Source organism: candidate division KSB1 bacterium (assembly GCA_034506335.1).
Classification (GTDB): Bacteria; Zhuqueibacterota; Zhuqueibacteria; order JANLFK01; family Oleimicrobiaceae; genus Oleimicrobium.
Map to the genome: position 1 here is coordinate 24,839 of JAPDPR010000035.1, position 14,937 is coordinate 39,775.

Below are 14,937 nucleotides of genomic sequence, written 5' to 3' on the forward strand. Positions count from 1 at the left end.
GAAGGACGCGGTGAAAACGAGAAAGCTTCTTGTAGTTGGTTTTCTTGCACTGGTGACCTGGGGTGCGTGCTCTGCACAGATGCTCCATTGGCCTACAGACGCCAGCAAGCTGCTCTCTTCCTCGTTCTGCGAATACCGACCGGGGCGCTTTCACGCGGGCATTGACATTAAGACGAATGGCGCGGTTGGGTACAAGGTTTTCGCAGTTCGCCCTGGATATGTCTCGCGCGTGGTCGTGTCGCCCTATGGTTACGGTAGAGTTCTTTACCAGGTGCTTGACACTGGCGAAACGGCAGTGTACGCCCATCTCTCTCGCTTTATGGAAGGGATCGAGGAGCGGATCTACGCCGAGCAGGAGCGAAGGGGGCGGTTCAGCGTCGAACTCTATTTTCGTCCCACAGAGTTTCCCGTGGAGCAAGGTCAGACGATTGCTTACACCGGGCAGAGCGGTACATCGGCGCCTCATCTCCATTTTGAACTGCGGGATCGGTACAACTGCCCTTTGAATCCACTGCTCTTTGGGCTCCCGGTGCAGGATACCCGCGCGCCTGTTCTTCGCCGTCTGGCCCTCATTCCCATGGATGTGGCAAGTCGCGTGGACAACGACCTGCGCCCTGCGCTGCGTGCACTGCGAGCATTGCCTGGGAGCCGCTTCTCGCTCCCCGAAGTGCCAGAGGTATGGGGGCGTATCGGTCTGGCTGTCTCGTGCTTTGACCAAGCCGACGGGGCCTCCAATCGTTTTTCGGTCTATTCTTTGCGTTTAATGGTGGACGGGAGGGAAGCTTTCCGCAGCGAATACCAGCGTTTTTGCTATGAGCAGAATCGCGAAATGGTCTTGGACCGCGAGTTCCGCCTCGAAGCGCGGGGATATGGTGACTTTCAACGTCTATTCCGTGACCCCAGCAACGGTCTCCGGTTCTACCGCTCGCCCTTTCCCTCAGCTGGGGTCTTGCTGTGTGGTGTAGAAGGTGCTCCAGGAGACTTACTTCTCAATGTGGGCCAGCATGAGATCGTGATTGAGGCGCGCGACTATGCTGGGAACAAGGCGTCCCTTGAATTCTCACTCCTGGTCGTCTCGCCGGGAAGGCAGCAACCTCTGACCTCCCCTTCAATAGCGTGGTCCAAGCTACTTGAAGAGGCCGACTCTTTAGCCGAGCAGATCCCCGGTCCATGGCCTGAGGACACCTCTGAGTCGACCGTGCTCTTCTTGGCACAAGGTGATTCGATGAGGAAGCGCGATGAGGTTGTCTTCTTTGGTGCGAGGAGAGGCGCGCCCGTGAGGGGAGGGCTAATTGTCGAGTCCGACTTTTACGACGACTTCGCGCGGGTGGTGGTCAGGACTCCGCAACGGCTCCTGCAGCCGCCACGTCTGGCAGTGTGGTATAGCGGAGAGAAGACCCTCGACCTTGTGTCATGGGCGATCGGTCCGCAAGTGTATGTTACTGGACTACCCATCCAGGGGCGACACCGGGGGGAGCTGTGTGTCGAGGCAGAGGCAGTCGCGACTACTGGCGATACTCTCTGGGGAGCATCATGCGCGACCCTATGGCCGGTGAGCCCGGAACGAGGTGGACGGGTTCGTTCGGAAGATGGGTTGTGTGAAATTCGGTTCGAGGGCGGTGCAGTTTATCGCCCGCTCTATGCCCGAGTTGAGGAAGTGACCATATTGCCCGCTTCTCGCGTACCCGTAATCGGCAAGGTTTATCGGTTTGAACCCTCAGATGTGCCGCTAAAGGGCCGCGGATGGCTCAGCATCAGTTTGGCAGAACAGCAGTCGAGGCCCGAGCAACTGGCCATCTATGGCGTGGGGCAGAAGGGAGTCTTGTCGTTTATGGGGAGCCAGGTTGAACCCCGAGGCACAAAGGTTTGGTGTTCCATTGGGCGTCTCGGGACCTTTGCCGTGGTACGCGATTCGGTGCCTCCCGTCATTACCGCGCTGCTTCCTGCTGATGGCGCGACACTTGCCACCAGGCAGCCCATGCTGAGGGTCGATTTCTACGACCGACTCTCGGGGATAGGCGGCGAGGAGAGCATAGAGCTCCGCCTGGACGGAGAGAGGGTCATCGCCGAGTACGATCCGCCACGCCGCTGTGCCTTCTACCAACCCCGGAAGCCCCTGACGGTCGGGCCCCATCGAGTCAGCGTGGTCGTCACCGACAGGTGTGGGAACAGCGCGCGTGCTGAACACCGATTCATAGTCCGTTAGCTCTGGGTGCGGACCCCCCGGAACGCTGACTTTTGCCACCACAGCCCGATCAGACTATCGCTGAGGCGGAAACATCGGGCCGACATTTGTCGGATGGCCAAGCGTGAACCCGTGGCCGGGTGTGCCGCGAAGCTTCGAACCTTCCTCGCACACGTGATCGCATGGGCTTCGCCGCACTGCGCCGGAACGCGGTGACGTAGGGACTTTTCGCAACCCGGATCGTGGAGGTCCATCAACTTTGACTGGTGGCCGATCCACGAGCGCATGTGTCAATTGGGTTGACTTGTTGCGCGGGTTTTGCTATATTTACCTGTCACCACCAAGCACAGGAGGGTACGTCCCTTGCTCACCAGGCGGCGGGTCCGTCACATCTTCTACGGCTTGCGACGTCGGTTGACCATCAAGGTTGTGATTCTGGTGGTGGGCATCGCGCTGGCCGGGGGTGTGCTGGGGCTCCTGGCCGAGAGGGGGCGCAATAGCGGACTGAGCACCCTGGAAGACGCCATGTGGTGGACGGTCGTGACCATGATGACCGTAGGCTATGGCGATCGAGTTCCTATCACGCCCCTGGGCCGTTTAGTGGGCGTTATGGTGATGTTTTCCGGTGTGGCCGTGATCAGTCTGCTGACCGGGGGCATCTCGTCGGCGTTGGTGACGCGGAGACTGAAGGAGGCAAAAGGATTGCAGAGAATACGCGCTCGCAACCACCTGCTGATTTGTGGCTGGTCGCGGCATGTGGAGGAGTTGCTACAACGGCTCCGCGAGGACCTGATTGCGCATGGCCGTACCGTAGTGCTGGTCAACGAGCTGCAAGAGGAAGAGGTGGAAAACCTCTTGTTTCGTCACCGGGACCTGGTGATAAAGTTTGTGCGTGGCGACTTCGCCGAGGAAACAATCCTGCGGCGCGCAAACGTTGAGGCCGCCTACGCAGCGGTGCTTGTGCCTGATACGCTCAGCGGCGCACGCGGGTCGCCAGACGAGCATACCATCCTGGCTACTCTCACCATCAAGGCGCTGGCTCCCCACGTCAAGGTGCTGGCTTACATTGTCGATGCACAGAATGAAGCGCATCTGCGGCGAGCCAATGCAGACCGCATTGTAGTGGGCGACGCCCACGGGGGCTTCTTTCTGGCTGCGCACGTGGCTTCTCCTGGAGTGCCCGAGATGCTTGAGGCCCTCCTGGCCGAACGCGCCGGCATGAAGCTCATGCGCCAGAGTGTGCCTAGCGCCTTCGTAGGCAGAACCTTTGGGGAGTTTGCTCGCCACATGCGGCAGAGCAAGCAGACTCTACTCTTGGGCTTTATCCGCGAGGAGCAACGCCTGAAGCTGGAGGAGGTGCTCACCGGTGACTATTCAGCCATTGACGATTTCATCCGCCGAAAGCTTGAAGCCGCTGGCAAAGGGCTTGGTGCAGCGCCACGAGTAGAAGTCAACCTGAATCCGCCGGATTCCTACGTCATTCAAGAACGGGACGTCGCGGTCACTATCACGCCGATCCAGGAGGGGTAACGTGGCCCGTAAAAAAGAGCCCAAGGCGAGACCCGGCGTTGAGCAGCTGGCTCGTTTCCCCATTTTCGCAGGACTCACAGACGAGCAGTTGCAACGGGTCTGGGGCATTCTGGAACTGCGCGATTGCCCCGCTGGTGAGGTGATTGTGCAAGAAGGGGAGGCAGGCGACGCGCTCTTTTTGGTGCTGCACGGTGAGGTGGAGGTGTCAAAAACGCTCACCCTGATGGTCGGCCGAGGCAACGTTGATACGAGGGACAAGGCCCTGGATCGGATGTCGGCTGCGCAGGCTCCCTTTTTCGGCGAGATGGCTTTGTTGGACAGCCATCACCAACGTACGGCTACCGTGAGAACACTGACCAGCTGCAAGCTCGGTGTACTGCGTCGCGCGCAGTGCATCGCGCTTTGTGAACAGGACCCTAAGTTGGGTTTTCTGCTCATGCGCAATATCGCCTCTGCCCTGGCAACGCGATTGGACAAAGCGAACAGGGATATTCTGAAATTGACTACTGCCTTTAGCCTGGCTCTTCAAGAATGATGCCGGAGATGACCTGATCTAACTGGAGAGGAAATGACTAGTCAGGAACTGAGCAAGGTCTATGATCCGAAGAAGGTCGAGAGCAAGTGGTACCGATTCTGGGAGCAGCATCGCTTGTTCCACGCCAATGCTGACTCGCCCAAGAAGCCCTATGTGATCATGATCCCGCCGCCCAATGTGACCGGGATGTTGACCCTTGGTCACGTGATCAACAACACAATTCAGGACATCCTGATCCGTTGGAAGCGGATGGAGGGATTTGAGTGTTTGTGGTTGCCAGGGACGGATCACGCCGGCATTGCCACGCAGAACAAAGTTGAGGAGATGCTGGCTAAGGAGGGTTTGACCCGCTTTGACCTTGGGCGGGAGCGCTTTCTTGCCCGCGTGTGGGAATGGAAGGAAAAGTACGGCGGGATCATTCTGGAGCAACTTCGGCGGTTGGGCGCCTCCTGCGACTGGGAGCGGGAGCGTTTCACTATGGACGAGGGGCTCAGTGCCGCGGTGCGAGAGGTCTTTGTGCGGCTCTATGAGAAAGGCCTTGTCTACCGCGACCGCGCCCTGATTAACTGGTGCCCACGCTGCAAGACGGCCCTGTCTGACGAAGAGTCCCCTGGCAAGGAGGTCCCCGGCAAGCTCTGGGCGATTGCGTATCCTCTTGCAGACGGTGATGGGGAGATAGTGGTGGCCACCACCCGTCCGGAAACCATGCTCGGCGATACGGCAGTTGCGGTCCATCCGGCGGACCCCCGCTATGAAAAGCTGGTAGGCCGCCAGGCGATTCTGCCGCTGCTGGGGCGTCGGATCCCGATCATCGCCGATGAGCACGCCGACCCCGAGAAGGGGAGTGGGGCCGTCAAGATCACGCCGGCCCACGATTTCGACGACTTTGAGGTGGGGCTGCGGCACAATCTGCCTCAGGTGGTGGTCATTGATGAAGACGGCAAGATGACCGCAGAGGCAGGCCCTTACAAGGGCTTGGACCGCATGGAGGCGCGGGCGCGCGTCCTTCGCGACTTGGAGCAGCAGGGCCTGTTGCGCGGTGTACAGGAGCAGATTACCCCGATTCCTCACTGCTATCGCTGCGATACTGTGGTGGAACCGGCTCTGTCCACGCAATGGTTTGTGCGCATGAAACCGCTGGCTGAGCCTGCCATACGCGCGGTGAAGGAGGGCAAGATCCGTTTCCACCCCGCCCAGCTGGAGGAGACTTACTTTCGCTGGATGGAGAACGTGCGAGACTGGTGCATTAGCCGCCAAATATGGTGGGGGCACCGCATTCCCGTCTGGTACTGTGAACACGAGCATGTGGTGGTGAGCAGGGCTGAACCACGTGTTTGTCCGGAATGCGGCAGTACGGCATTGCGCCAGGATGATGACGTGCTGGACACCTGGTTCTCGTCCTGGCTCTGGCCTTTCAGCACCCTGGGGTGGCCGGAGCGCACGCGCGACCTGGAGGTGTTCTTTCCAGGAAGCACGCTGGTCACTGCCCCGGACATCATCTTCTTCTGGGTGGCGCGGATGATCATGGCATCCCTTGAGTTCATGGGCGATATTCCGTTCCGCGACGTCTACTTCCATAGCGTCGTGCGGGACCCACTGGGCAGAAAGATGTCCAAGTCGCTTGGCAACTCTCCAGACCCGCTGTGGCTCATTGATGGTGCAACCCCTCAGGAGATGGCCGAGTTTGCGAAAAAGAACCCGTCCTACGCTAAGGGCGTGCCGGCATACGGAGCCGACGCCTTGCGCATGTCGATGGTCTACCTGACCCCAGTCGCGGGCGGGATTAGGTTCGACCATACGTTGGTGGAGTTTGGGCAAAAGTTCGCCAACAAACTATGGAACGCAGCGCGCTTTGTGCTGATGAACCTCCGGCCGGGTGAACAGCCCTTGTTGCTGGAGGAGATTGCTGCCCACGAGCTAGCGCTGGCAGATCGCTGGATTCTGAGTAGGCTTCGCGCCGCCGTGGAGAGCGTGCGTAACGCCCTGGAGGAGTTCCGCTTCAACGACGCCACCCACCTTTTGCACCGTTTTGTCTGGGGAGAATACTGCGATTGGTACCTGGAGTTTAGCAAGGAACACCTGGACGAGGCTACCGAGCCGAGACGTCGGCAGGTGACGCTTTCGGTAGCAGTGGCAGTGTTGGAGCGCATCCTGCGCTTGGCCCACCCCTTTATGCCTTTTATTACCGAGGAGATTTGGCAGGCCCTGCCCGAGCGCTCCAAGCGCGCCCAGGGGGTGCCTAGCATTATGGTGCAAGCTTACCCCAAGCCTGAGGAGGCGGCAGCCGATGTGCAGGCGGAGGAGGAAATCGCGTTGGTGCAAGAGGTCATCAACGCCGTGCGCAATATTCGCGGCGAAATGCGCGTGCCACCTCAGGCGCAGGTGCAGTTGGTCATAGAAGGGGCTGATGCGCGACAGCAGGCCCTCTTGCGGGACAGCTTGCACTATCTTCAGCGACTGGCGCGCGTGGTAGAGTTGCGCTTTGGCGGTGCACGTCCCCGGGCCGCAGCAGGTGCTGTTGTCGCTAACATGTCCCTCTTTGTGCCGCTGGAAGGAGTCATTGACATTGAGCTGGAAAAGTCCCGGCTGCGCAAGGAGATTGATCGGGTAGAAGGGCAACTGCAAGCGCTCAACGACAGGCTTAGCAACAGGGATTTCTTGGCCCGGGCGGGGGAAGAGGTGATCACACGCGAGCGGCAAAAGAAGAGCGATTTTGAGCAGCGACTGGCGCGCCTGCAGCTGTGCCTGAGCAACCTGGGGTAGATGCAGGCCAGACGTTCACTACCGTCATGGAGGGATATGACGATGAGGCTTGGATGCCTTGTGTTAGCTATTGCTGCCCTGGGGCAGGCAGGTGCGGTACTCCCGCAGCAGAAGTTGGGCACGGCGGTCACCGTGTATAACGACAATCGCGCTCTGGTGCGTGAGACGCGTTCCCTGACACTGGATAAGGGCACGCAGGAGTTCAGCTTTGTCGATGTGGCCTCGCAGATTGATCCAACTTCGGTCCACTTCAAGTCGCTCACTGCTCCTGATGCCGTGGAGATTCTCGAACAAAACTTCCAGTATGACCTGGTCGGCACGCAGCGTCTTCTGCTCAAATATGTGGGCCAGGAAATCGCCGTCACCACGCGGGACGGCCGTTCCTTTACGGGGCGCCTTCTCAGTGCTTCCCAGGATGCGATTCTCCAGCGCACAACCGGTCAAGTGGACGTGGTCTCCAGTGCGGCCATCGAGACCATCAGCTTCCCCTCCTTGCCGACAGGGCTGATCTTGAAGCCCACCCTGGTGTGGTTGATCGAGAACAAGAAGCCCGGTGCGCACAAAGTGGAGCTCAGCTACCTCACCGAGGGCATGAGCTGGCACGCCGAATACGTAGGCGTAAGCAAGCAGAATGATTCATTGCTCGAACTGGCGGGGTGGGTGTCCATTGAGAACACCAGCGGTGCCACCTATGAGAATGCAACGTTGAAGCTGGTAGCAGGGGAGGTGCACCGCGCAGAACGCATGCCAGGGGAGCTCGCCATGCCCGAGGCCGCGATGACCCTCGCATTGGCAAAGGACAGGCATTTCCGCGAAGAGGAATTCTTTGAATACCACCTGTACACGCTTCCGCGCAAGACCACTATCCGCGACCGCGAGACTAAGCAGCTCGCCCTCTTTCCGCCCGCTACCACACCGTGCAAGAGGCTCTATCTTTTCGACCCTCGTTTGGGCGACAAAGTGCGGGTGAGTCTCGAGTTCGTCAACAGCGCCCAACAGGGATTGGGCTTGCCCTTGCCTAAGGGAAAGGTCCGTGTGTACAAGGAGGCGGGTGATCAGGCGCTGGAGTTCATTGGCGAGGACTGGATCGACCATACTCCCAAAGATGAGATAGTGCGCATCTACATGGGGAATGCTTTTGACGTCGTTGTAGAGCGCAAACAGATGGCCACCCGCAAGTTGGGTGAGAAGAGTCGCGAGGACACCTGGCAGGTCTCCATCCGCAACCACAAGAAAGAGGGGGTCACAGTGACGGTCGTCGAGCACGTATGGGGCGAGTGGGAAGTGCGCAAAAGCACCCACCCTCCACGGAGGAAAGACGCGCGCACCGTCGAGTTCGACGTAGCGACAGGCGCAGAGGGGGAGGCGGTACTCGAGTACACGATCCTGCTCCGCTGGTGAGGAGAGAGCTCTGCTGCGTTCATGTCTAGCTCTGAGAGAGCTGTAAACAAGCGCGTGCTCCTGCCGGACCACGGGGTGCAATATGTCCGCGGCGTGGGGGAAACGCGTGCGGCACTGCTGCGCTCCGTCAACGTGCATACCGTCGAAGACCTTCTCTACTACTTTCCCCGCCGCTACCTTGATCGGAGCACTATCACCCCGATAAGTCACCTCCGCCCGGGCATGTCCACCACCGTGGTGGGCCAGGTGGAGTCGGTGCAACTGATTCGCGGGCGGCGACCCCGTGCAGTGGCATTGGTAGGCGATAGTACCGGATTCCTCCAAGTTGTCTGGTTCAACAAGGCTGAGTTTTGGGCCAGGGCCTTCTCGCCCGGGGAATGGGTCGCCTTTTCGGGCAAGGTGACCAGCTACGGCGGCGTGCAGATGGTGCACCCAGAGTATGACCGCATGGCCGAAGATGGTACACCCCAGGCCATTCACACCGGGGCAATCATTCCTCTCTACCCCTCTTCCGAGGCCCTTGCGCGCAAGGGCCTGGACAGCCGAGGTTTTCGGCGCATCCTACGCGGTGCTCTGGATCTGTGCCTACCGGCCCTTGAGGAGAGCCTGCCGCAAGAGATCATCGCCCGGCAAAAGCTTGTCCCTCTGCGCGAGGCCTTGGAACACATTCACTTTCCGCGTGACCACGGCGCGCTCATTCGTGCGCAGCGTCGCCTCAAGTTCGATGAGCTCTTCTACCTGATGCTGATGGTGGCTCAGCGCAAGAAGCATTTGGTCGCCAGCGGCCCAGGCATCGCTTTTGAGCGCGTGGGCGAAAAGACGCGGCGACTAGTAGAACGCTTGCCCTTCCAGCTCACTGAGGCGCAAAAGCGAGTCCTGCGGGAAATCCGCGAAGACATGCGCCGTCCCCAACCCATGAACAGGCTCCTTCAAGGCGACGTAGGCTCTGGCAAGACCATCGTCGCCCTCACGAGCATGCTCATCGCGGTGGAAAATGGCTACCAGGCCGCACTAATGGCGCCCACCGAAATTCTTGCCGAGCAGCACTACCTGACCATTCGCGATTACCTCCGCGATCTGGGGGTCCGGGTGGAGCTGCTTATTGGAGGCCAGGGCAAAAGCCTGCGGCAGCAGCTTGTGGAAGACGTGGCCAAGGGAAAAGTGGACATTACCGTGGGCACCCACGCGCTTATCCAGGAAGGTGTGCAGTTTGCAAGGCTGGGCTTTGTGGTCATCGATGAGCAGCACCGCTTCGGTGTGATGCAACGCGCCACCTTGCGACGCAAGGGACAAGCACCAGACGTCCTGGTGATGACGGCCACGCCCATTCCTCGTACCCTTTCGCTCACCGTCTACGGCGACCTGGACGTGAGCGTGCTGGATGAGCTGCCCAAGGACCGCAAGCCGATCAAGACGTACTGGCGCACCAGCGACAAGCGCGCCGCGGTCTACCAATGGTTGCGCGACAAGGTGGCTGCTGGAGCCCAGGCCTATGTAGTCTTTCCCTTGGTAGAAGAGTCCGAAAAAATGGACCTCAGGGCTGCTACGGAAGGCTATGAGGAGCTCGCAACAGGGCTCTTCGCCGGCGTTCCAATTGGGCTCCTCCACGGCCGCATGCGCCAGGAGGACAAAGACCAGGTCATGTCGCAGTTCAAGCGCGGCGAGTTGCGCGTCCTGGTGAGCACCACTGTCATAGAAGTGGGCGTCGATGTACCCAATGCCACGGTGATGGTCATCGAGCACGCAGAGCGTTTCGGGTTGCCACAGCTCCATCAGCTGCGGGGACGCGTGGGCAGGGGATCGGAACAATCCTACTGTGTTCTCCTTGCCTATCCGCCGCTCTCTGAAGAGGCACGTACGCGGCTGGAGACTATAGCCACTGTTGACGATGGTTTTCGCATTGCCGAAATGGACCTTAAGCTCCGCGGCCCCGGCGAATTTTTTGGCACAAAACAGCATGGCATGCCGGAAATGAAAATCGCTAACCCGGTGGAAGACGTGGAAATTCTGCTTAAGGCACGCGATGAGGCGTTTGCCCTCGTGGAGCGTGACCCCCAACTCTTGCGCGAGGAAGACCACGGCGTGCGCTCCTACTACTTGAGGCACTACCGCGGGAGGTACGGGTTAGCCGATATAGGCTAAACTGGGCCGGGAACCTGCGGGCTACAAAGCGTCGTTACTAGACAACAAGGATCACTCAGATCTTGCAGCACGGAGGAGGACGGTATGGGCGAGCAGTTTACCCGTGAGCAAATGTTTGACGCGCTGTTTATGAACCTCGTCATGATGTTTCACACCGCGGCGATGCAGCACATGGGAAAGCTGAAGAACCCCCTCACCGATAAGATCGAGCGCGACCTGCTGCAGGCGCAGATGAGCATAGATATGTTGGACATGCTCAAGGCCAAGACAAAGGGCAACCTTTCCGATGAGGAGACGCGTTTCTTGGATCGCGTGATAAGTGAGCTCAAGCTCAACTATGTAGACGAAGCCGAGAAGGACCGTAAGGCGCAGCAAGAGATCAAGAAGGCCGAAGCAAAGGAGGGTGAGCAACCGTCGGGGGCAGAAGTAGGTCAGCAGTCGGCGAGTGCAGCCCCGTCAACCGCCGACGCCAAGGGGGAAGGAGAGCATTGACCAGGATTAGCTCACGAGCTTCTGCAACTGGGCGCTGAAGGTGGTGAGAGCCCTTTCGTCCCACAGGCAAAAGACTATCCGGCGCAGGCCGGTTGGCCCAGATACATGGTCTCGCACCGCCCCTAACATGGCCTTTGCGCACAGGTCCATGGGACAACCGAAGATGCCGGTACTGATTGCCGGGAAGGCGATGCTGGCGAGGTTGTGTTCCTCGGCAAGCCGGAGACTAGCAAGGGTGGCCTGGCGAATCTTCTCGCCCTCATTTCCAGAACCCATGACCGGCCCCACCGCGTGAATGACAAAGCGCGCCTTGAGCGAGCCCCCGCTGGTGATAGCCGCCCCGCCGGTGGGGACCAGTCCATGCGCGCGCACCCAAGCGTTGCTCTCCTCCTGAATGACCGGTCCGCCTTTGCGCACAATCGCCCCTGCGACGCCGCCACCGTGGGCCAGCCGCTCGTTCGCAGCGTTGACGATGGCATCGGTGTCCATCTCGGTTATGTCGCCCTGCACCAGCTCGATGGTGGTATTGTGAATTGTCGCCTTCATTGTCAGTCCCCGCGGCGCGCTTTAGGATATCACCAGACGATGGTAGCGCTTTTTCCCGGCGCGCAGCATCAGTGTGCCGTTGGCAAAATGCTGGTGCGTGATGTGCAGATCCACGGAAGTGATCGGTTCCTGGTTCAAATAGGCCCCACGCTGCTCGATGAGGCGCCGGGCCTCGCTGCGCGTGCGGGCCAAACCCACCTCGGTGAGCAGCTCAGCAATCCAGATCCCCTTTTCCACACGCTGGCGGGCGATGACGGTCGTGGGGATCGCCTCCTCAGAGGTAATCTCCTTACCCCGAGGCACAGTACTGGAGGGTAGCACCTCGGCTGGGATGATTCTTTTGCCGAAGGCGCTGGAAGCCGCGGCATAGGCGCGCAAGGCCTCCTCCTCGCCATGGGTTATCTTTGTCGCCTCATAGGCCAGCACCACCTTGCAGAGGTTCAAGTCCGAGCCAGATAGCCCGCTTACCTGCCTGATTTCGTCCATCGGCAGGAGGGTGAAATAAGCCAAGAAGCGCTCTACGTCACGGTCGTCCACGTTGACCCAGTACTGGTAGAACTCGTAGGGCGAAGTCTTGCGCGGATCAAGCCACACCGCGCCCCTGGCCGTCTTGCCCATTTTCTCGCCCGAGGCGGTAGTGACCAACGGGAAGGTCACGCCGTGGGCCTGCGCGGATTCCAGCCGACGAATGAGCTCCACCCCCGCCAGGATGTTGCCCCACTGGTCGTCGCCGCCCATCTGCACCGTGCAGCCATGCCGTCGGTAGAGCACCAAAAAGTCGTAGGCCTGCAAGATCTGATAATTGAATTCAATGAAGGACAGGCCGCTCTCTAGTCGGAGGCGGTAGGCTTCTGCGGCGAGCATGCGGTTGACGCTGAAGTGGCGGCCGATGTCGCGCAGAAAATCGATGTAGTTGAGAGGGGCAAGCCACTCATAGTTGTCCACCGCTAATGAGGAAGTGTTGTCGAAGTGCAGATAGCGGTCCAGCTGGGCGCGGATTGCCATTCCGTTGGCCTGAATACGTTCTCTGCTGAGCATCTGGCGCATTTCGGTCTTGCCACTGGGGTCGCCCACCATGGCCGTGCCGCCGCCGATAACGGCAATGGGGCGGTGCCCGGCACGGCGCACGTGCACCAGCGCCATGATTGGCATAAGGCTCCCCACATGCAGGCTGTCCGCTGTCGGATCAAAGCCTATGTAGCAGGTGACCGGGCCCGAAGCAAACAGCTCCTCCACTGCGGCATCGTCAGTCACCTGCGCCACGAAGCCACGTTCCTTCAGGATGTCATAAGCATTGGTGATGTGCGTAGTTTCCATTCCTCCCTCGGATCAGAGCTTGATGCGGTACTTTTCCTTCAACTCTCTTTGCGTGTCGCGTTCCACGTCGCGCCGGGCAATGTCTTCCCGGCGGTCGTACTGGCGTTTGCCACGTGCAAGGGCAAGTTCGACCTTGGCCCGGCCCTTTTTGAAGTACATCCGTAACGGCACCAGCGTCAGACCTCGTTCCTGTACCTTGCCGGCCAGGCGTCGTATCTCCTGGCGATGGAGAAGCAACTTGCGCGGACGGAGCGGATCATGGTTGTAGACGTTGCCATAATCGTACGGGCTGATGTGTGCCTGGTAGAGCCATACCTCACCGTCCTTTATTGCCGCGTAGCTATCTTTCAGGTTGGCGCGTCCCGCTCGCAGTGATTTGACCTCCGTTCCCTGCAGGGCAATCCCGGCCTCGAAGGTTTCCAGGATGATGTAGTCGTGCCTGGCTTTGCGATTGGTAGTGATCAACTTCTCGCTCATAATCAATCCATTCGGGAGGAGTCGCCAGGGCCTTTGGCCTGCGAAGTCAGCCCGCTCTCGGGATCTTGTTTTTTCTTACCTCGTTGCGCCTGACGGGCACAGGTTGGACAGAGGGCGTAGCTCAGCTGCGCCGGGGTGTGGCTGCCGAGATACGCCTCTACCTGGTGCCAGTAACCCTTGTCGTCGCGGATCTTCTTGCACCGCGGACACATGGGCAGCAGTCCACTCAAGGTCTTGACCTCACTTAGGCTGTGCAGCAGCTGCCCGATGATGTGTTCCCGCTCTTCATCCGCCAGGCGGTGCTCGGTCATGTCGCTGGCAATCAGATAGGTGCGCGCGTGCTCCCGCCCCGAGGGCCGGATACAACGGAGGCGGACAAAACGCCGCTTGTGGTTGCCTGCTCCAACCCAGAATTCGGCCTCGTACTCCTTCCGGCCCAGTTTCTGCGCCTCCTCGGCCAATTTGCGCAGCCGGATCTGCTCCTCCGGGGCCGCGCATTCGATGAAAAACTCGGGTCTCAGCTCACCTTCGTATCCGAAGAGCTCCCGCAGCCTGGGATTGGCATAGAGGACCTTTTCCCCTTCCACTATGGCCAGACCTTCGCTGAGACTCTCGGCCATGTGACGGAGGCGTTCCTCGCTCTGGCGCAGCGCCTGCTCCAGTCGTTGATGTTTGATTGCCAGTGCTAAGGCGCCAGCGATGCGGCCGATGCGCTTCAATTCCGAATCGCTAAATGAAGAGCCCCGGGAGATAGCTAGCACGCCCACCCTTTCTGTGCCGCACACAAGAGGCATCGTCACAAGGGGTACCAGAGATAGGAATTGATGCACCCCCGGAAGTACACGGCGGGGCACGATGCCTCTCACGCACTCTTCCATGGCCTCTTCCACCGAACGATCGTCGGCAAGGACCTGTGGGCTTTGTCCCAGCAGGACAGTACGGAAAATTCTCGAATGCTCAAGGTCGATCTTCACCGATGGGATCGGCATGCCAATCTGTTGCTCAATCTGCTTTGCCTGCGTTCGACTCAGAATTCGCTTATCCCAAATCAAGTATCGCCCATCTTCGCTGAGCAGGAAGACCCCGATGTTCTTGCACCCAAAGCTCTTCGTCAGTCCCTGGGCGAAGATGCGCAACACGCGGTGCAGCCCCAGGCTAGCGGTCACTCCGGCATTGATACGCGCCACCAGCGCCAAGTCTTCCGCCTCTTCCCTGGCTTTCTGTTCTGCGCGCCTACGTTCGGTCACGTCAGAGCCCACCGACTGCATGCCCGCCAGTCGACCCCGTTCGTCGAAAAACGCTCGGACCCGCCACTGCATCCACCGCTCCTCACCTTTGGCGTTGAGCACAATGTGCTCATGCGTGAGCGTCGGCCTGGAAGGGCGCAGGGCGAGGAAGTGATCTCTCGCAGTCTGCATATGTTCGTGGGGCATCGCCGGCATGTAGCTGGTTCCGATCAGCTCCTCAGGCTTTTTTCCAAAGTATCGACAATAGGCCTCGTTGACGAAAACGATGGTGCCGTTTGCAGTGCGGCGACAAATGAGCTCTG

The 14,937-nt window shown here is 59.6% G+C and carries 11 protein-coding genes; 7 read left to right on the plus strand and 4 right to left on the minus strand.

The features are described 5' to 3' along the window. The first annotated feature begins 10 nt into the window (after nt 1-10). From ONB25_10615 to ONB25_10645, 7 genes are all read left to right on the plus strand, one after another. Complete coding sequence (locus tag ONB25_10615; GenBank protein ID MDZ7393333.1) at nt 11-2,206, plus strand: M23 family metallopeptidase; 2,196 nt, start codon at nt 11-13, stop codon at nt 2,204-2,206. Nucleotides 2,207-2,548: 342 nt separating this feature from the next. Continuing rightward, nucleotides 2,549-3,715, plus strand: a complete 1,167-nt coding sequence (locus tag ONB25_10620; protein MDZ7393334.1) for an NAD-binding protein — start codon at nt 2,549-2,551, stop codon at nt 3,713-3,715. A gap of 1 nt (nt 3,716) precedes the next feature. Continuing rightward, the gene (locus tag ONB25_10625; protein ID MDZ7393335.1) at nt 3,717-4,250 is read left to right on the plus strand and encodes a cyclic nucleotide-binding domain-containing protein; all 534 of its coding nucleotides are present in this window, start codon (nt 3,717-3,719) and stop codon (nt 4,248-4,250) included. 33 nt (nt 4,251-4,283) lie between these two features. Then, nucleotides 4,284-7,013 carry a valine--tRNA ligase gene (locus tag ONB25_10630; protein ID MDZ7393336.1) on the plus strand — a complete coding sequence of 910 codons (2,730 nt, stop codon included), beginning with the start codon at nt 4,284-4,286 and terminating at the stop codon, nt 7,011-7,013. Between the two features lie 42 nt (nt 7,014-7,055). After that, nucleotides 7,056-8,414 (plus strand): DUF4139 domain-containing protein, encoded by a 1,359-nt coding sequence (locus ONB25_10635; GenBank protein MDZ7393337.1) that lies wholly within the window; start codon nt 7,056-7,058, stop codon nt 8,412-8,414. 21 nt (nt 8,415-8,435) lie between these two features. Further along, the gene (recG, locus tag ONB25_10640) at nt 8,436-10,556 is read left to right on the plus strand and encodes an ATP-dependent DNA helicase RecG (protein MDZ7393338.1); all 2,121 of its coding nucleotides are present in this window, start codon (nt 8,436-8,438) and stop codon (nt 10,554-10,556) included. An 84-nt stretch (nt 10,557-10,640) separates the two neighbouring features. Continuing rightward, nucleotides 10,641-11,048: a DUF1844 domain-containing protein gene (locus ONB25_10645; GenBank protein ID MDZ7393339.1), complete on the plus strand. Its 408-nt coding sequence runs from the start codon at nt 10,641-10,643 to the stop codon at nt 11,046-11,048. A gap of 6 nt (nt 11,049-11,054) precedes the next feature. Here ONB25_10645 and ONB25_10650 read toward each other — a convergent pair whose 3' ends face one another. From ONB25_10650 to ONB25_10665, 4 genes are all read right to left on the minus strand, one after another. Then, the gene (locus ONB25_10650) at nt 11,055-11,594 is read right to left on the minus strand and encodes a macro domain-containing protein (protein MDZ7393340.1); all 540 of its coding nucleotides are present in this window, start codon (nt 11,592-11,594) and stop codon (nt 11,055-11,057) included. A gap of 21 nt (nt 11,595-11,615) precedes the next feature. Beyond that, nucleotides 11,616-12,911 (minus strand): tyrosine--tRNA ligase, encoded by a 1,296-nt coding sequence (gene tyrS, locus ONB25_10655; GenBank protein ID MDZ7393341.1) that lies wholly within the window; start codon nt 12,909-12,911, stop codon nt 11,616-11,618. Nucleotides 12,912-12,923: 12 nt separating this feature from the next. Then, nucleotides 12,924-13,388: an SsrA-binding protein SmpB gene (gene smpB / locus ONB25_10660; protein MDZ7393342.1), complete on the minus strand. Its 465-nt coding sequence runs from the start codon at nt 13,386-13,388 to the stop codon at nt 12,924-12,926. Between the two features lie 2 nt (nt 13,389-13,390). Next, on the minus strand, nt 13,391-14,937 hold a 1,547-nt coding region (locus ONB25_10665; protein MDZ7393343.1), incomplete at its 5' end, for a PAS domain S-box protein.